Genomic DNA, 17,719 nt, shown 5'->3' on the forward strand with positions numbered 1-17,719 from the left:
ATCCTCGTCCTGAGGAGCGCGCCGCAGGCGCGCGTCTCGAAGGACGGCCGCTTGCGTGGTGAGGGACGCACATGAGCGCGATCGAGATCATCGACCACGCGCCGGAGCTCGCCGTCGACTGCCTGATCATCGGCGCCGGTGCGGCGGGGCTCGTCGCGGCGCTGTCGGCGGTCGAGAGTGGCGAGAGCGTGCTCGTGCTGGAGCGCGATGCCGTGCCGCAGGGCTCGACGGCGCTGTCGGCGGGACTCATTCCAGCCGCGGGCACGCGCTGGCAGGCGGCGCTCGGTATCGACGACAGCCCCGCGCGCTTCGCGGCCGACATTATGCACAAGGCGCATGATGAGCCGGATGCGGCGCTGGTGCGGCTCGTCACCACGACCATCGGCCCGACGCTCGAATGGCTTGCCGACCGCCACCAATTGCCGTTCTCGCTGGTCGACAATTTCACCTATCCCGGCCATTCGCGCTACCGCATGCACGGTCTGCCGAGCCGCGCCGGACGCGAGCTGATCGACCGCCTGCGCACCGCGGCCGAGAGCGCCGGCATCGACATCCTCTGCGACGCGCATGCGACGACCTTGCTGGTCGATCGCGCGCAGCGCATCGTCGGGATGCGCTTCACGCGACCTGACGGCAGCAGCGACGAGATCGGCTGCGGCCGCCTGATCCTCGCCTGCAGCGGCTATGGCGGCAATCCGGTGTTGGTCGCCCGGCACATCCCCGACCTGGCGAGCGCAACCTATTTCGGCCATGTCGGCAACCAGGGCGATGCGCTGGTCTGGGGCGAGCAGCTCGGCGCGGCGACGCGCCATCTCGGCGGCCATCAGGGCCACGGCTCGGTCGCGCATCCCGCCGGCATTCTCATCAGTTGGGCCACCATCACCGAGGGCGGCTTCCAGGTGAATGCGAACGGAGAGCGCTTCTCCAACGAGGCCTCGGGCTATTCCGAGCAGGCGGCCCATGTGCTGTCGCAACCGGACGGCATCGCCTGGACCATCTTCGACGCGCGCATCGCCGGCATCGCCGCGCAGTTCGAGGATTTCCGCAACGCCGTCGCGCATGGCGCCGTGCTCGAGGCGGACGATGTTGCGAGCCTCGCCGCAGCGATGCGCGTGCCGCCCGCAGTTCTTGCCGCGACTTGCGCTGATGTGAACGAGGCCAAGGCGCAGCAGCGCACCGACCGCTTCGGCCGCAGCTTCGCCGACGTGCCGCAGCTCGCGCCGCCGTATCGCGCGGTGAAGGTCACCGGCGCGCTGTTCCACACGCAAGGCGGCCTCGTCATCGACGATCGCGCGCGTGTCGTGCGCAAGGACGGCACCGCGATCGAGAACCTCTACGCAGCCGGCGGCGCTGCCTGCGGCGTCTCCGGCGCCGATGCGTCGGGCTATCTCTCGGGCAACGGCCTGCTCACCGCCGTCGCGCTCGGCCGCGTTGCCGGGCTCGCGCGCTGAGTCAGCGCCGCGCGGCCTGCCAGCGCAGCAGCCGGCTCTCGGCGGCGCTCATCGCCAGCGCGGTGACGTAGCCGATCACGCCGAGCAGCATCACGCCGGCGAACAGATCGGCGGAGCGGAACGCGCGCGCCGACAGCAGCACCCATTGGCCGAGGCCGTCGAGGCCGGCAAGCATCTCGCAGACGACGGCAAGGATCAGCGCCACGGTCAGGCTCAGCCGCATGCCGGCGAGAATGTCGGGCGCCGCCGAGGGCAGCGCGATCTTGAAGATGACAGCGAGCCGCGGCATGTGCAGCACGCGCGCCACTTCATACAGCCGCGGCTCGACCGCGGCGAAGCCGTGGATGGTGCCGAGTAGCAGCGGCCACAGCGAGCCGAACGCGATCACGGCCAGCGCCATGCCCTGCGACAGGCCGAGCGCCGCAATCGCGACCGGAATGATCGCCGACACCGGCAGCGGCCGCAGCAGCTCCAGCGTCGGCGCGACGTAGAGGCGCATCGTCTTGGACGAGCCGATCATCGCGCCGAGCGCGATGCCGGCGATCGAGGCCAGCAGCCAGCCATAGGCCATGTGGGTGAGCGTGCCGACCAGCTTGGCCAGGAGATCGCCGCTCGTGAAACCGCGCATCAGCGAGGCCCAGGCGCGATCCGGGCCAGGCAGGAAGACCGGCGATATCCAGCGGTGATCGGCCGCGAACTGCCACAGCGCGATGACGCCGGCCGCGACGGCGAAGCTGGCGAGGCGCCAGCCGAGGACCGACCATCTCATGCGCCGTCTCCGGTCAAAGCCGCGCGGCCGAACAGCGTCGTCTGCGCGGCCATCAGCGCGGCATTGAGCACGAAGCCGGTGACGCCGATCCACACCAGATAGGCCAGCATCAGGTCCGGCCGCAGCGCCTGCTGCGCGGTCATGATGCCGGCGCCGAGGCCGAGCGGGTTGATCGCGATCTCCACCGTGACGGCCACGATCAGCGCGATGCCGGCGGCGAGCCGGAAGGCGAGGAAGATGCGGGGCAGGGCGGCGGGAATGACGATCTTCCTGACACGGTCGAGCTGCGTCAGCCGCAGCACGCGCGCGACCTCGATCAGCCGCGGCTCGATGCCGCCGACCGCGGCGCGCGTCATGATCAGCACCGGCCAGACGCAGGCGAAGGCGACGATCGCGATCTCCATGCGATAGCCGAAGCCGAGCGCGATCAGCGCGATCGGCAGCAGCGCCACCGAGGGGATCGGCCTGATGGCTTCGATCGTGACCTCCATCAGCCGGTTGAGGATGTGCGAGAGGCCGAGCGCGATGCCGAGCGCCAGCCCGATGGCGCCGCCGAGCGCGAGGCCGGCAAAGGCCGAGGCCAGCGTGTCGCGTGTTGCGATCAAGAGCGAGCCGTCGGTCAGCGCGCCCGCAAGCGCGAGCGCGATCGCGCTCGGCGGCGCCAGCGAGTCGCTCTGCACGGCAGCAAGCCGCATCGCAGCTTCGAAGGCGAGCAGCGCCGCGAGCGGCAGCAGCAGCGGCTTGAGACGCTCCGGCATGCTCATTCGCTCGCCTTGATGAAGTCGAACAGGGCGCGGCGCAGCCGCAGGAATTCCGGGTGCTCGCGCGTCGCCAATTGGTCGCGCGGCCGCGGCAGGTCGACCGTCAATTCCAGTCCGACCCGGCCCGGATGCGGCAGCAGGCCGACGACGCGGTCGCCGAGATAGATCGCCTCTTCCAGGTCATGCGTGACGAACACGACGGTGGCGCCGGTCGCGGCCACCAGCGCCAGCATCTCGTCCTGCAGGCCCTGCCGCGTCATCGCGTCGAGCGCGCCGAACGGCTCGTCCATCAGCAGCACCTTCGGATCCTGCGCGAGGCAGCGCGCGATCTGCAGCCGCTGCTGCATGCCGCCCGACATCTCCGTCGGATATTTCGCGGCATGGCCGGCGAGCCCCACCTTGGCCAGCAGCTCGGTGATGCGCGCTTCGCGCTGCGCGGCGGGCATGCCGATGGTCTCCAAAGCCAGCGAGATGTTGCCGGCCGCGGTACGCCACGGCAGCAGCGCCTTGCCGTAGTCCTGGAACACGACCGCGATCTCGCGGCGGGGCGCGCGCATCGGCTCGCCCTCGAAACGCACGCTGCCGCCGGTCGGCTGATACAGCCCGGCCGCGAGCCGCAGCGCCGTGGTCTTGCCGCAGCCGGAGGCGCCGACCACGCACAGGATTTCGCCGGCCGAGACCTCCAGGCTGATCGTGTCGATGATCGCCTTGCCGCCGAGGGTCAGCGCGACGTTGTCGAACGCGATCTGCGCCCGCGCAGGCGGGGGAGATGCTTGCACCAAAGCGAGGGCGGGCTCTGCCATCTCAGGTTCCCTTTGATGGAGGATAGACGATGCTGATCGTCGAGCGCAGATGCGCCTCGAGCCGCGCCTGGGCGGTGGCATCGCGCGCGAGCACGAGATCGGCCAGCGCCTCGTGCTCCCGGATGAAGCCGCCGCCATCGTCGAAGCTGCGCATCATCACGCGGCGATAGCGATAGGCCTGGTCGTAGAGGTCGGAATGGGCGGCGAGCAGGCGGGGCGATCCGCAGGCCTGCAGCAGCGCGGTGTGAAACGCCTTGTGCAACCGGTCGAACTCCGGCGCGCCCTCGCGAAACTCGCTTTGCATGCGCTGGATGTAGCGGCGCATCTGATGCAGCGCGGCGATGATGCCGGCCTCCCAGGAGTCACCGCCATTCTGCATCGCGAGAAGCAGCGCCTCCTTCTCCACCATTGTGCGCATGCGCGTGATGTCGATCAGATCCTCGCGGCTGACCTCGGCGACGCGAAAGCCGCGCTGGCCGATGCCGACGATCAGGCCGCGCGACACCAGCCGCGACAGTCCCTCGCGCACCGGCGTCGGTCCGATTTCGTAGCGCCTGGCGAGCTCGACGATCCCGAGCCGCGAGCCGGGGGGGAGCACGCCGGCGACGATGTCGCGCTCGATCAGCGCGGCGGCGCGCTCGCTCAGCGTGTCGCCGCCGGCCGGCTCGGTCTGCGGGATCGGGGGCGGGGCCGTCATCAGTCGAGGATCAGCTTGTTGAGGTCGAGCTCGCCCTGCAGCATCTTCTGCGTCGACATCACGTCGATCCACCACGCGAGTTGCTCGGGCTTCAGTACCGGCTCGGCGTGGTTCGGCGTCGTCAGCTTGACGAGGTCGAGCGGCTGCTTGGTGAACTTGGCGATCGCCGCCGAGGCCTTGTCGCGATCGTTGTTGACGATCGGGGCCGCCTCGGCGATCGCCGCTCGGAATTTCTTCACCGTCTCCGGATTCTTCTCCGCCCATTCGCGCGACGCCGCATAGAAGATGATCGGCTCGGTGCGCGCGAGCTCGGCGGCATAGCGCGCGCCGACGGTGCCGAGATTGGCATTGGTCATGCGCATCACGAACGGCTCGGCGGTGAGCACCGCGTCGACGCCGCCGGACTTGATGGTGTCGGCCATGGTCGGGAACGTCACCTCGACGAAGTTGATGCTCTTCGGGTCGACGCCCTTCTCCACCAGCCATTTCACGAACAACACGTGCAGGAACGCGCCGATGCCGGGCGCGCCGACCTTCTTGCCCCTGAAATCCTGCGGGCCGGTGATGGTGACGCCGTTGCGGACGAAGGCCGCGATCGCGTCGTTCGAGGTCTTGTTCATGATCGAGGCGCCGGCAACGGCGACGAGATCGAGCCCGCCGTCGGCGGCCTGCAGGAACACGGTCGAGGTCGGCCCGCCGATCTGGATCGAGTTGGAGAGGATGGCGGCGGGAATGTTCGAGTTGATGCCGATCAGCACCATCTCGGCGTCGAGGCCGTGCTTCTTGAAGAGACCCTCGTCGACCGCGATCATCGCGGACGCGCAGTCCGAGGTGGCCGTGCAGCCGATCTGGATCTTCTCGGCCTTCGCTGGGCTCAGCGCCAGGGCGAGCGCCGTGAGCGCTGACCCGACCAGCGCACGCATGACCAGATGACCCATCACTGCCTCCCTCCCGGAGATCCCTTCCGGACCCCTCTTGTTTATCGATATTTTGTATGTTTGTATATTTTCCAACAGAACACAAGGGGAGGCCGGCGTGAAACTTGCGACATTTCGAACCGAGGGCAGGGAGCGGATCGGCGTGGTCCACGCCGGCGATCGCAAGCTCTTCGACCTGGCCGCGGCCGCCGACCGCGCCGGTCAGGTCAATCCGGCCTTCGCCTCGATGCTGTCGCTGATCGACGCCGGCGATGCCGCGCTCGATGCGGCGCGCGCGCTGGTCGAGCGCTACGGTGGCGATGCGGATCTGTCGCGCGATGTCGCGGGCACGGAGCTGCTGGCGCCGGTGCCGGAGCCGCGCCAGATGCGCGACGGCATGTCGTTTCCGCTGCACATCCTGCAGGCGCCGCGCGGCCAGCGGAAGCTCGCGGCGCGCCAGCGCGGCGACACCGAGGAACTGGCGCGCATCGATGCCGAGCCGCTCGGCGAATTGCCCGACGTGTATCGCAAGGTGCCGATCTTCTACATCACCAACCGCTTCAGCGTGCGCGGCCCCGGCACGGTCGTGAAATGGCCGCGCTACAGCCAGGTGATGGACTACGAGCTGGAGTTCGGAATCATCACCAAGGGCCGCGGCAAGGACATCCCGGCCTCGAAGGCGCGCGACCACATCTTCGGCTTCACCATCTTCAACGACTTCTCCGCGCGCGACACTCAGCGCATCGAGATGGAGGGCCGCCTCGGCCCCTCCAAGGGCAAGAGCTTCGACGGCGGCAACGTCATGGGTCCGTGGATCGTGACGCCCGACGAGATCGGCGATCCCTATCGCCTGGCGATGGAGGCGCGCGTCAACGGCGAGGTGCGCTCGCGCGGCGTCAGCGAGGGCATGCTGTTCTCTTTCGAGGAGCTGATCGCCCATATCAGCAAGGACGAGACCCTGATGCCCGGCGAGTTCATCGGCTCGGGCACCGTCGGCAATGGCTGCGGCCTCGAGCTCGGCTGGTATCTCGCGCATGGCGACGTGATCGAGCTCGAGGTCGAGAAGATCGGCGTGCTCAAGAACAAGGTCGAGCGGCAGGACGTCTGATCCGGCCGACGAGACAACAACCGCCCTCGCAGTCATTCCGGGGCAAGGCCGCAGGCCTTGAACCCGGAATCCCGAGATTGCCTTGCGTCCGGTGTGACTCAGTTCGAGATTCCGGGTTCAATCGTCAAGGCAAAGCCTTGCCGATTGCCCCGGAATGACCGCACTCAGCTTCGTGATACTGAAACAACAAACGTAGAGAGGACCCGCCCATGGCCCGCAAGCTGATCGACATTTCCGTGCCGCTGCAGAACGATGTTCCCGCCGATCCACCGGGCAATCATCCGACCATCACCTATATCGACCACCAGCAGGGGCTGCCGCGCATGCTGCAGTTCTTCGACGGTCTGAAGGCTGCGGACCTGCCGGACGGGCAGGGCTGGGCGGTCGAGCAGGTCAGCCTGTCAACCCACAACGGCACCCATCTCGACGCGCCCTGGCACTTCCATCCGACGATGAACCGCGGCGAGCGCGCCTGGACCATCGACGAGGTGCCGCTGGACTGGTGCCTGCAACCGGGCGTGAAGCTCGACTTCCGCCACTTTCCGGACGGCTATGTCGTCACGGCCAAGGATGTCGAAGCCGAGCTGAAGCGCATCGGCCACACGCTGTCGCCGCTCGAGATCGTCGTCGTCAACACCGCGGCCGGCGCGCGCTTCGGCCAGGCCAACTACGTCAACTCCGGCTGCGGCATGGGCTACGAGGCGACGATGTACCTGCTGGAGCGCGGCGTGCGCCTGACCGGCACCGACGGCTGGAGCTGGGACGCGCCGTTCGTGTTCACGGCCAAAACCTATGCCGAGACCAAGGACGCCAGCATCATCTGGGAAGGCCACAAGGCCGGCCGCCATATCGGCTATTGCCACCTCGAGAAGCTGCACAATCTGGAGCAATTGCCGTCGACAGGCTTCATGGTGTCGTGCTTCCCGGTGAAGATCGAGCGCGCGTCGGCAGGGTGGACGCGCGCGGTGGCGATCATCGACGGGTAAGGGCAGAAAGCCGAGCCGCAGTCTCAAATGTTGCTGGTGGTTTGATCACAGCTCGCGCGGCGACGGGTAGTGTACCTAGCTCCGCTAGCGGCGGGGCTATCGCATAAGGCGATCCGGAGCCGTAGCGGCGAACAGTCCTGCTCACTTGTTACTCCGTCATGCCCGGGCTTGTCCCGGGCATCCACGTCGTTCTCAGGGCGCCGGACGACGTGGATGGCCGGGACAAGCCCGGCCATGACGACGTAGAACGAGACGAGCACATAGCCGCGATCTTCAAATGCGATAGCCCTGCCGTTTGCGAGGAGAGCGGGATTGCATCGAAGATGCGATCCGGGTCAGCGGGGCGGGTCTATCCGCGAGCACTTCCCGTGCGGCTACTCCCCAGCCCTCTCAGTGCGAGCGAAACTGGTCGCGCCCCCTGAAGAACGGTCTGAGGAACGGGGAGAGGAGGCGCAGCACCCACGCAGCGCATCGTTGAGCTAGCAATTGCACGCCAGCATCACCTCGTTCCGGCGCAGCATCGGCAGGGTCCAGGGCGGATTGTAGAAGGCGAGCAGCGGCGTGCCGGAGACGGTGATGCCCTGGCGCTGCGCGTAGTCGCGCAGCTCGCGGGTCTTGTCGGCCAGAATGCCGTCGGAATACGCGCCGGAGAACGTGATCGCGAGCATGCGCTGCGCCGGCAGGGGTGTCAGCTTGATCCTGGCATCCGCCGGCGGCGGCAGCGCCTCCAGTGACCAGCTCGACGGCATCACGAAGCTGACGCTCCAGTGGTCGCTGCCGGCGCCGTCGGCGGCGGCCGCCGTCGCCTGCTGCTGCACCGGCGCGGTCATCGCGATCTTCGCCTTGGCCTGGTTGGCGCCGAAGATGTAGCCGGCAATGATGCGAAAGCCTTCCTCGATCGCGGGCCTGCGCGCGCCCTGCACCTCGGCCTGCGCGATGATCATCGGCGCATAAGCGCGGATCTCGACATCGCCATCGCGCTTGACCACGTCGTATCTGGGATGTTCGACCCGGCTCATGATCGGCCCCGCGGCAATGGCGGCGCCGGCCAGCACGAGCACGACGAGACCGGTCAGCCCGATCAGCATGCGGCGTCTCCTCGGTGGTGTCGGCTCGGTCATGGCGTGCGCCGTTCGGTTGAAGATAACGAGGGAACGAGGCGGGAGGTCCCGCGGATCAGAGGAACCGGTCACCGTACCCTCTCCATGAACAGCCCGTCGACGTGTTTATGGTCAATGTGCAGCGCCGACCTCGGTGCCAGACCCTCATGGTGAGGAGCGCCGCGCCAATCAGGCCAATTGCGAATCAAGGTCGTCGTTCGCGGCGCGTCTCGAACCATGAGGCTCGACCGAGGCCTCGCCCTTCGCGACGCCCGCCGCAGGGCGGGCTCCTCAGGGTGAGGGTTTGGGGGTCGTGCAGGACGATAGGGATCGGACCGAAGCGAACATGTCCGCCCTGGGTACGACAAAAAAATTCTTGCGATTTTTCCGAAATTGTGATCATATCAGCGCATCCCGCCTCATGCAGAGGGGCGTACGCGTCGTCACGATACGTGAGAGGTGGGGAGCGGTGGCCGCGGGCCTGTCAGGCGCTGATGCGCTGGACGATGGGCAGCCCGCGGACGTTCAAGCCGCGTGGTCCTGGCGCCCCGAAGCTGGCGCCAAGCCTGCTGCGACATGATCCGTGACAGGACGTGTCGCGCAAGCGACGGGGGCAAACAAGCCGGTCCCCGGGGAGAGCGCGGAGCAGACGTTAAGCCCATCGCGCAGGGAAGGCCGGGTCTGTCCGGCTGAACCTGTGGTACCTGCCGCCTGCATTTTTTTTCGCAGGCGGGCCACGGGCCTCAGTCGAGGTCCGGTCTTCCCTGCGCCCTCGCATTGTCGCGCGAGGGTCTCGATCATCGCTTCGGGCGCGTGCTGCGCCGCGAGAGCGACGGCGCGTGCGCGCATGGTGGCGCTGGCATAATGAATATGCTTAGCAGGTGGAGGCGCGCTGAAGCCGGCGCGCGACCGCCAACAATTCAGCCGGCCGCAACGGCTCTGATCCCCAGGAGGAACCCTATGGCAGACACCTCACGCCGCGATCTTCTCGTCGCCGGCAGCGCCGCTGCGGCGGCCGCGATCATGACGGACACACCGCCGGCGGCGGCGCAGGCGGGACCGGCGCCGATTTTCGCCGTGCCGGCGACGACGATTCCGATCGCGGGCGAGCAGGGCGTCTTCCCCGTCCGCCGCATCTATTGCATCGGCCGCAACTACGCGGCGCATGCGATCGAGCGCGGCTCCGATCCGAACCGCGAGCCGCCGTTCTTCTTCCAGAAGCCGACCGATGCGATCCAGAACGTGGCGGTCGGCGAGGTCGCCGATCATCCCTATCCGTCGCTGACCAAGAACTATCACCACGAGGTCGAACTGGTCGCCGCGCTGAAATCCGGCGGCACCAACATCCCGGTCGACTCCGCGCTCGACCACGTCTATGGCTACGCGCTCGGCCTCGACATGACCCGGCGCGATCTGCAGAACGGCATGGCCGCCGAGAAGAAGCCCTGGGAGATCGGCAAGAGCTTCGATCATGCCGCCGTCATCGGCCCGATCCATCCGGTTTCGAAGGTCGGCCACTTCACCAAGGGCGCGATCTCATTGGCCGTCAACGGAACGGTGCGGCAGAACTCCGACCTCACCAAGATGATCTGGAGCGTCGCCGAGCAGATCGCGAAGCTGTCCGAGGCGTTCGAGCTCAAGGCCGGCGATATCATCTATTCCGGCACGCCGGAGAATGTCGGCCCGGTGGTCAAGGGCGACGTGCTGCTGTGCAAGCTGGAGGGCCTGCCGGACATGTCGATCAAGATCGTTTGAGAATGAAGGCGGTTGTCCTCGTAGCCCGCATGAGCGCAGCGACATGCGGGTTCTCCCGAGACACCGGTGAGATCCCGAATGTCGCTTGCGCTCATCCGGGCTACGGCACTGCCGCTGTCGATCATTTGCTCCGTCATGCCCGGGCTTGTCCCGGGCATCCACGTCGTTCTCAGCATGGCGATCGACGTGGATGGCCGGGACCGGCCCGGCCATGACGATGTGGAGACAGACGGGTATTGAACTCCGAACGTCATATGCGATTGCCCTGCCGCACGCGGGGAGAGGCGCGCAGCCGACATTGCCGCTGCGCGGCACCAGAACAACGCGGCAGGGGCCATCATCCCATCGGATGCTGCATCTGCCGCCACGGCACTCGCGGGGCCGCGCCCGTCATCACCCGCCGACGGCCGGCCATCGTTGTTCCCGCGCCAACAACCACTGCCACCCGTTCGCAAGTTTGTGGGCCGACAAAGAGCGCTCTCCCACCGCCGCCTATCGTCGCCCGCAACAGGCAAGCGAACGAGGGCAGACGTGGCCATCACCATCGAGATCGATCACGCCAGGACGCGCCGCATGGCGCAGGGACAGGGCCCAAGCCAGTCTCCGGCGCAAGGCAAGGCCCCCGCGCGCAAGCCGGCACGATCGCCGCGCCAGCCCGGCGGTCCCGTGGTTCCTCAAGGCGTCAGGGGGCCGATCCGCCGGCTCAAATGGCTGATCCTGATGCTCACGCTCACGGTCTACTACGTCACGCCCTTCATCCGCTGGAACCGCGGCCCGAATGCGCCGGACCAGGCGGTGCTGCTCGATTTCGCCCACGGCAAGCTCTATCTCGGCCCGGCCGAGATCTGGCCGCAGGACCTCTATCTCATCACCGCGGCGATGCTGCTGGCGACCTTGATCCTCATCCTGGTCAACGCGCTGGCCGGGCGGCTGTGGTGCGGCTTCGCCTGTCCGCAGACGGTGTGGACCGACCTGTTCCTGCTGGTCGAGCGCCTGGTCGAAGGCGACCGCCGGCAGCGGCTGAAGAACCTCAGTTCGCCGCTGACGGCGAAGCGCGTCGCGCAGATCGCGACCAAGCATGCGCTGTGGATGCTGATCGCGCTTCTCACCGGTGGCACCTTGATCTTCTACTTCACCGACGCGCCGGAACTGCTGCGTGATCTGGCCCATGGCGAGATGACGGTCACCGCCTTGACATGGACGCTCGTGTTCGCCGGCACCACCTACGGTCTCGCCGGCTTCGCGCGCGAGCAGGTCTGCACCTTCATGTGCCCGTGGCCGCGCCTGCAGGGCGCGATCTGGGATCCCGAAGCGTTCACGGTGAACTATCGCGACTATCGCGGCGAGGTCCGGATGTCGGCGAAGAAGGCCGCGGAAGCGCGTGCGCTGGGCGAGCCGGCCGGCGATTGCGTCGATTGCGGCGCCTGCGTCGCGGTCTGCCCGATCGGCATCGACATCCGCCAGGGGCCGAACTTCGCCTGCATCAATTGCGGCCTGTGCGTCGATGCCTGCGACGGCGTGATGGCCAGGCTCGACCGGCCGCGCGGGCTGATCGACTACGAGAGCTGGGAGAACATCGAGCGCGGCCGCGCCGGCGAGCCGCGCGTGTCTCGGCTGCTGCGGCCGAAGACGGTCGGGCTCGCGCTCGCCAGCGTCGCGCTGGCCGGCGTGATCGCGGTGTCGTTCGCGACCAAGACCAGCGCCGTGCTGTCGGTCCAGCACGACCGCGATCCCCTGTCGGTACGGCTCTCGGACGGATCGGTACGCAATGCCTACACCGTCAAGCTGCTCAACAAGTCGTCGGGCGTGCAGCGCTTCAAGCTCGGCGTCACCGGCGTCGATGCAGCGCTCGCGATCGTCGGCCATGCCCAGGCGGATGCGATCGAGGTCGAGCCGGACGGCTCGGAGACGCTGCGCGTGACGCTGACCATGCCCGAGCCTGGGGATGCCGACGTCACTTTCCAGGCCGTCGATGCCCGCAGCCGGGTCGTGCTGACCGCGCACGATCGCTTCGTCAACCGGTAGAGGAGGGACTACAAATAGGATTTCGGCAGCAGCATGTGGATGCCCTTGTTGCCGTCGACCAGCTGCGTGACGCGCAGATTGCCGGCCAGCGAGCACAGCATGTAGGCCTGGTTGCGCGACAGATTGGTGCGGGCGCAGACGTGCTTGACCATCTCGCGCACCGCCTGCTTGGCGGCGTCGTCGAGATCCTCGTCGAGGCCGATCGACATCAGGTGCGTCGCGTTCTCGGCGAATGGCCAGGTGATGTCCATGTCCTTGCGCACGGTCAGGCGGAAGCTGCCGGTGACGCCGGTCTCGAGCGCGGTGATGCAGACCTCGCCGTCGCCCTGCACGCCGTGGCCGTCGCCGGCGAAGAACAGCGCGCCCTCGTTGAAGACGGGCAGATACAGCGTGGTGCCGGGCCGCAGCTCCTTGTTGTCCATGTTGCCGCCGAAGCTGCGCGGCACCGGCGAGCCGCACCGTCCCCACGCCGGCGGCGGCGCGGTGGCGATGATGCCGAAGAACGGATCGAGCGCGATCTCGGTGCCCCAGGGCATGATGCAGACCTGGCGCTCGTGATCGACCTTGGGGTGGATGGTCTCGTAGTCGGTGAACTCGTCGGGCAGGGTGCCGAGCAAGGGCAGGATCGAGACGAAGCCCCAGTCCTGGCTGACCTTGACGTTGAGGATGTCGACCTGGAGCGTATCGCCCGGCTGCGCGCCCTTCACATAGACCGGGCCGGTGATGAAATGCGGGCCCGGCCCCTGGATCATGGTGTCGAGCGCAGTGAGATAGGCGGGAGGGACCAGACTGCGGTCCTCCGGCAAGGTCTCCTTGCCGCCGGCCGGAAACGAATGCAGCGTCACCGTGTCGCCGGAAGCGACCTCGAGCACCGGAGGCGTGGTGTGGTCGAGATAGCCCCACACCATGGTCTCATGTGTTGCGGGAATCTCGTGGCGTCTGGACATGGGCTGTCTCCCTCCGGCTGGGGTCTCGACACTGATAACACGGCAGGATGCGAGGACCGGCAACGCCAAAAACTGGTCAGTCTTGCTCACGGTCCCGGCAGGTCGGGGCGACGTCCTCCGCGGATGTCAATTTTGCCAATCGGTGACGAGGCACCGGCAAGACGCGACGATCTCACGCCGTCGCGCGGGGCCAACGCCGCGGCGCGCGGATGCGGCGCGCAGTCGCGCGGGGCATGCGCCGGGGTACTACCAAGCTCATGGAATTCATGCGAGAATGTCCGACATGGCCGCGTAGGGGTCTGTGAGCATGCGACGTTCCCTGCACACCGAGCACGAGATCCTGGTTCTGCTTTGCGAGGCGGAGTCGGGTGTTCCGATTGCCGAAATTTGCAGCACGGCCGGCGTGTCGCTGCGCACCTTCTATCGCTGGCGCCAGCGCTATGGCGGTCTCACGAGTCCTGCGCTGCGCCATCTGAAGGAGTTGGAGATCGAGAACCAGCGCCTGCGCGCGCTGGTGACAAGCCTCGTCCAGGGGCCGCCGAAGCCGGCCTCCGAGAGGCCGGCACCACGGCCCGTGCGCCAGGATTGCGGCAGCACGCCGCATGGCGTGGCCGGAGCGCCGGGGCAAGCCCGCGGCGCGGTGATCGGCCGCTACGCCTCGGTGCGCTACGGGCGCTGATCCCTTGTCTTCCCGCCAAGAAAAACATCGGCCGGATCGCTCCGGCCGATGTGAGTGTGGTGATCTCGCTGCTCTCACGTCGCGAGCTGATTGCCGATCGGCAGCGCCCGCAGGCGTTTGCCGGTGGCGGCAAAGATCGCATTGGCGAGCGCCGGCGCGAAGGGCGGAACCCCCGGCTCGCCGACGCCGCTTGGCGGCGTGTCGGCATCGGCCGGCACGATGTGCACGTTGGTGACCAGCGGCGCCTCGTCGATCCGGACCACCGGATGGTCGTCGAAGTTGCGCTGCTGCACCCGTCCGTTCTTGAAGCTGACCTCGCCGTATTTGGCGAGGCTCAGTCCCATGATCGCCGCGCCTTCGAGCTGCGAGGCGATGCGCTCGGGGTTGACGAAGGTGCCGCAATCGATCGCGCTGTCGACCTGGTGCACGGTCAGCTTGCCCTTGTCGTCGACCGACACTTCCACGATGGTGGCAATGTAGCTGACGAAGCTGCGATGGGCGGCGATGCCGAGCCCGTGGCCCTTGGGAACGCTGCGGCCCCAATTGCCCTTCTCGGCGACGAACTCGACGACGCGGCGCAGCCGGCCGGTATCGATCGGGTAGCTCTCATAGGGCTCGCCGTAGTTCCAGAGATCCTTCACCGAGGCGAGCTTGAGCACGCGCGGGCTGCCGATCAGCTCGAGCAGCATGTCCTTCTGGTCGCGGCCGGTGGCGGCGGCGATCTCGCCGACCATCGACTGCACGGCGAAGGCGCGCGGAATGTTCGAGACCGAGCGGAACCAGCCGATGCGGGTCATCGCCTTGGCGGCGGGGTTCTCGCACTGGATGTTGGCGATCTCGAACGGCATGTCGACGAGGCCCATGCCGAGCTCGAACGGCGCGGCGTGATCGGCGCCGGCGGCAAAGGTCGACAGAATGGTCGGCGCCACGCTGCGGTGGCGCCACGCCACCACCTTGCCGCTCTTGTCGAGCCCGGCCTCGATGCGCTCCACCGACACCGTGTGCAGGAAGTCGTGCTGGATGTCGTCGTCACGCGTCCACTGCACCTTCACCGGTGCGCCCAGGGTCTTGGAGAGCAGGGCGGCCTCGAGCGCGAAGTCGCATTTCGATTTGCGCCCGAAGCCGCCGCCGAGCAGGGTGACGTTGACGGTCACGTTCTCCGGCGGGATCTGCAGCGTCTTCGCGACATCCTCGCGGGTGCCGCCTGGGCTCTGCACCGGCGCCCAGATCTCGGCCTTGTCGCCCTTGACGTCGGCCACCGCGACCGGCGGCTCCATGCTCGCATGGGCGAAGTGCGGCAGATAGTACTCGCCGGTGATCACCTTGTCGGCCGACTTCAGCGCGGCATCGGCATCGCCCTCCTGGCGAACGACGAGGCCCGGCTGGCGCGCGGCGGCTTCGAGATCGGCGCGATAGGCGACCGAATCGTAGGCGGCGTTGGGGCCGTCCTCCCATTCGACCTTCAGGGCGTCGCGGCCCTTGATCGCAGCGCCCGTGTTGCGGGCGATCACGGCGACGCCGCCGAGCGGCTGGAACTTCGATGGCCACGGCCAGCCCTTGACCTCGAGCACCTGTTCGACGCCGGAGACCTTCAGCGCCTCGGCAGCGTCGAACGACTTCACCTTGCCGCCGGTGACCGGCGGCCTGGCGATGACGGCGTATTTCATGCCGGGCAGGCGGACGTCTGCGCCGTAGCGGGCCTTGCCGACAGTGATGTCGCGCAGGTCGACGATGCTGACCTGGCCCTTGCCGAGATAGCGGAAGTCCCGAGGCGACTTCAGCTTGATGCTGTCGACGGCCGGGACGGGCTGGTTGGCCGCGTCAGAAGCGAGTTCGCCGAAGCCGATGCGCTTGCCGCTGGCGCTGTGCACGACCTCGTGGTTGACGGCTTTCACCTCGCTGGCGGGCACGCCGAGCTTCTGGGCGGCAGCAGCCTCCAGCATCGCCCGCGCCATCGCGCCGATCTGGCGCATCGGCAGCAGATAATGCCGCGTGCTGCGCGAGCCGTCGGTGTCCTGGTTGCCGAACTTCACCTCGTCGCCGGGCGCCTGCACGACGCGGACCTTGCTCCAGTCGGCTTCCATCTCCTCCGCCACGATCAGCGGCAGGCTGGTGCGGACGCCGGTGCCCATCTCGGAGCGATGCGCGAGGATGGAGACGATGCCGTCGGGCGCGATCGACACGAAGACCTTCGGATCGACCACGGTGCCGTGCGGCATCTTGCCGGCGCCGGTCTCATAGGCGGCGAATGCGGGCCGCGAGAGCAGGGGCGCAGCGAGCACGAAGCCGCCCGCGAGACCCAGCGTCTGCAGGATGGCGCGGCGCGAGACGTTCTCGACCTTGAGATGCCGCTCGAAGCCGCGGCGCGGGTTGGACTTAGCGGTGTCGGGATTTGCGATGATGCTCATGATCAAACCCCCGTCGAGGCCAGATGGACCGCGTTCTCGATGCGCTGATAGCAGCCGCAACGGCAGATGTTGCCGGACATCGCGTCCCGGATCTGGTCATGCGACGGCTTCGGATTCTCGTTGAGCAGCGCCGCTGCCTGCATGATCTGGCCGGCCTGGCAGAAGCCGCATTGCGGCACGTTGACCTGCCGCCACGCCTTCTGCACCGGGTGGTCGCCGGTCGGGTGCAGGCCCTCGATGGTCGTGACCTCGCGGCCCGCCACGTCGGAGATCGCCGTGATGCAGGAGCGTGCGGCCTCCTTGTCGACCATCACGGTGCAGGCGCCGCACAGCGCCTGGCCGCAGCCATATTTCGAGCCGGTCAGTCCGAGCTCGTCGCGCAGATACCACAACAGCGGCAGGCTCGGATCCCCATCCCAGCTCTGCTCCTGTCCGTTGATTTTCACCTTGATCATGTCGCCCTCGCTCTGTCGGACCAATGGTCGCTGGTTCTGATCGCTGGTGGACGCGCGCGGGACCACATGTCCTGTCGTGCACGCGCCGGATCAATTGAAAGTTGTCGGAAAGCGTCTCAGGATAGCAGACGTCGACTGCCGCCGGTGTACACAGCCGCGTGTGCTGCAGGAGCTGCCTGGACGAGCGCACAGGCGCTGCGTTGCAAATGTTGCCGGCGCGGCCGCGCAGGCGGCGCGGCGCGGCTCGGGACGGTGCGGCAAGATGGCGCGGAGCTCGCCGCGCGGCCGCATAAAGAAAGAATGCCCCGCCGGCACGAAGGCAGGCGAGGCACCAAGTCTTCAGGAAGGAACGCTTCAGTCGTTACGCTTGGTACGCTGCGGCCGTCAGGCCGCCTTTGCTTTCGCCACGTGTGTGGCAATCGCATCCATCAGCGCCGGCGACAGGCAGTCATAGGGCTCGAGCCCCAGCTCCTTCAGCCGCGCGCGAATCTCGCCCATCTGTTCCGGCTTCACGCCCGATTCGATCACCGAGGAGACGAAGGCGGCAAAGCCGGGGGCTGCCGAACCCTGTTCCTGGAACAGCTCGGGATGGATGAAGTCGAGGCCGTAGAATGGATGACCCGTGTTCTCGATCCGCCCGTACATGTGGGTGCCGCAGCCGGTGCAGGCGTAGCGCTGGATGACGGCCGAGGGATCGACGATCTTCAGCTTGTCGCCATTCTCCAGAACCGTGACGTTCTGCCGCGGCACGACGGCGACCACGGAGAAGATTGCGCCGGACGGCTTCCAGCACTTGGTGCAGCCGCACGCATGGTTGTGCGCGACGTCGCCCTTGATGCCGACCTTCACCGGCCGGTC

At 67.6% G+C, this 17,719-nt stretch carries 17 protein-coding genes; 7 read left to right on the top strand and 10 right to left on the bottom strand.

What is annotated here, in order from left to right:
• Window positions 1-71: 71 nt before the first annotated feature.
• Complete coding sequence (locus BRAS3809_RS21345; RefSeq protein ID WP_008964105.1) at window positions 72-1,451, top strand: FAD-dependent oxidoreductase; 1,380 nt, start codon at window positions 72-74, stop codon at window positions 1,449-1,451.
• Between the two features lies 1 nt (window position 1,452).
• Here BRAS3809_RS21345 and BRAS3809_RS21350 read toward each other — a convergent pair whose 3' ends face one another.
• From BRAS3809_RS21350 to BRAS3809_RS21370, 5 genes are read right to left on the bottom strand one after another with little or no spacing between them, the layout of a single operon-like run.
• Window positions 1,453-2,220, bottom strand: coding sequence for an ABC transporter permease (locus BRAS3809_RS21350; RefSeq protein WP_008964106.1), 768 nt, complete (start codon window positions 2,218-2,220; stop codon window positions 1,453-1,455).
• Window positions 2,217-2,984, bottom strand: a complete 768-nt coding sequence (locus BRAS3809_RS21355) for an ABC transporter permease (RefSeq protein ID WP_008964107.1) — start codon at window positions 2,982-2,984, stop codon at window positions 2,217-2,219. Before BRAS3809_RS21355 ends, BRAS3809_RS21350 begins: the two co-directional genes overlap by 4 nt.
• Window positions 2,981-3,784, bottom strand: a complete 804-nt coding sequence (locus tag BRAS3809_RS21360; protein WP_008964108.1) for an ABC transporter ATP-binding protein — start codon at window positions 3,782-3,784, stop codon at window positions 2,981-2,983. The genes BRAS3809_RS21355 and BRAS3809_RS21360 overlap by 4 nt, the downstream gene beginning before the upstream one ends.
• 1 nt (window position 3,785) lies before the next feature.
• Window positions 3,786-4,481 carry a GntR family transcriptional regulator gene (locus tag BRAS3809_RS21365; protein ID WP_008964109.1) on the bottom strand — a complete coding sequence of 232 codons (696 nt, stop codon included), beginning with the start codon at window positions 4,479-4,481 and terminating at the stop codon, window positions 3,786-3,788.
• Window positions 4,481-5,419 carry an ABC transporter substrate-binding protein gene (locus BRAS3809_RS21370; protein ID WP_008964110.1) on the bottom strand — a complete coding sequence of 313 codons (939 nt, stop codon included), beginning with the start codon at window positions 5,417-5,419 and terminating at the stop codon, window positions 4,481-4,483. Before BRAS3809_RS21370 ends, BRAS3809_RS21365 begins: the two co-directional genes overlap by 1 nt.
• Before the next feature lie 97 nt (window positions 5,420-5,516).
• Here BRAS3809_RS21370 and BRAS3809_RS21375 point away from each other — a divergent pair, with 97 nt between their 5' ends.
• Together BRAS3809_RS21375 and BRAS3809_RS21380 are read left to right on the top strand one after the other, a co-directional pair.
• Entirely contained in the window at window positions 5,517-6,506 is a 990-nt protein-coding gene (locus tag BRAS3809_RS21375; RefSeq protein ID WP_008964111.1) for a fumarylacetoacetate hydrolase family protein, read from the top strand.
• A 209-nt stretch (window positions 6,507-6,715) separates the two neighbouring features.
• Window positions 6,716-7,492 carry a cyclase family protein gene (locus BRAS3809_RS21380; protein WP_008964112.1) on the top strand — a complete coding sequence of 259 codons (777 nt, stop codon included), beginning with the start codon at window positions 6,716-6,718 and terminating at the stop codon, window positions 7,490-7,492.
• Window positions 7,493-7,971: 479 nt separating this feature from the next.
• Here BRAS3809_RS21380 and BRAS3809_RS21385 read toward each other — a convergent pair whose 3' ends face one another.
• A complete protein-coding gene (locus tag BRAS3809_RS21385; protein WP_008964113.1) occupies window positions 7,972-8,580 on the bottom strand; it encodes an SOUL family heme-binding protein in 609 nt (202 codons plus the stop codon).
• Window positions 8,581-9,552: 972 nt separating this feature from the next.
• Here BRAS3809_RS21385 and BRAS3809_RS21390 point away from each other — a divergent pair.
• The 3 genes from BRAS3809_RS21390 (at window position 9,553) to ccoG (ending at window position 12,372) form a co-directional block, all read left to right on the top strand.
• Complete coding sequence (locus BRAS3809_RS21390; RefSeq protein ID WP_008964116.1) at window positions 9,553-10,347, top strand: fumarylacetoacetate hydrolase family protein; 795 nt, start codon at window positions 9,553-9,555, stop codon at window positions 10,345-10,347.
• 78 nt (window positions 10,348-10,425) lie between these two features.
• Window positions 10,426-10,587 (top strand): hypothetical protein, encoded by a 162-nt coding sequence (locus BRAS3809_RS36715; protein WP_008964117.1) that lies wholly within the window; start codon window positions 10,426-10,428, stop codon window positions 10,585-10,587.
• A 291-nt stretch (window positions 10,588-10,878) separates the two neighbouring features.
• Window positions 10,879-12,372, top strand: a complete 1,494-nt coding sequence (gene ccoG / locus BRAS3809_RS21395; protein ID WP_008964118.1) for a cytochrome c oxidase accessory protein CcoG — start codon at window positions 10,879-10,881, stop codon at window positions 12,370-12,372.
• A gap of 8 nt (window positions 12,373-12,380) precedes the next feature.
• On the opposite strand, the gene BRAS3809_RS21400 is transcribed toward ccoG, so the two are convergent.
• The gene (locus tag BRAS3809_RS21400) at window positions 12,381-13,319 is read right to left on the bottom strand and encodes an acetamidase/formamidase family protein (RefSeq protein ID WP_008964119.1); all 939 of its coding nucleotides are present in this window, start codon (window positions 13,317-13,319) and stop codon (window positions 12,381-12,383) included.
• Between the two features lie 307 nt (window positions 13,320-13,626).
• Between BRAS3809_RS21400 and BRAS3809_RS21405 the strand changes: the two genes are divergently transcribed.
• The gene (locus BRAS3809_RS21405) at window positions 13,627-13,998 is read left to right on the top strand and encodes a transposase (RefSeq protein WP_008964120.1); all 372 of its coding nucleotides are present in this window, start codon (window positions 13,627-13,629) and stop codon (window positions 13,996-13,998) included.
• Window positions 13,999-14,072: 74 nt separating this feature from the next.
• Here BRAS3809_RS21405 and BRAS3809_RS21410 read toward each other — a convergent pair whose 3' ends face one another.
• From BRAS3809_RS21410 to gfa, 3 genes are all read right to left on the bottom strand, one after another.
• The gene (locus BRAS3809_RS21410) at window positions 14,073-16,406 is read right to left on the bottom strand and encodes a xanthine dehydrogenase family protein molybdopterin-binding subunit (RefSeq protein WP_008964121.1); all 2,334 of its coding nucleotides are present in this window, start codon (window positions 16,404-16,406) and stop codon (window positions 14,073-14,075) included.
• A 2-nt stretch (window positions 16,407-16,408) separates the two neighbouring features.
• Window positions 16,409-16,861, bottom strand: coding sequence for a (2Fe-2S)-binding protein (locus tag BRAS3809_RS21415; RefSeq protein WP_008964122.1), 453 nt, complete (start codon window positions 16,859-16,861; stop codon window positions 16,409-16,411).
• Between the two features lie 384 nt (window positions 16,862-17,245).
• The coding region (gfa, locus tag BRAS3809_RS21420) for an S-(hydroxymethyl)glutathione synthase (protein WP_035657456.1) at window positions 17,246-17,719 on the bottom strand (474 nt) is incomplete at its 5' end.

This window comes from Bradyrhizobium sp. STM 3809 (genome assembly GCF_000239795.1).
GTDB lineage: Bacteria > Pseudomonadota > Alphaproteobacteria > Rhizobiales > Xanthobacteraceae > Bradyrhizobium.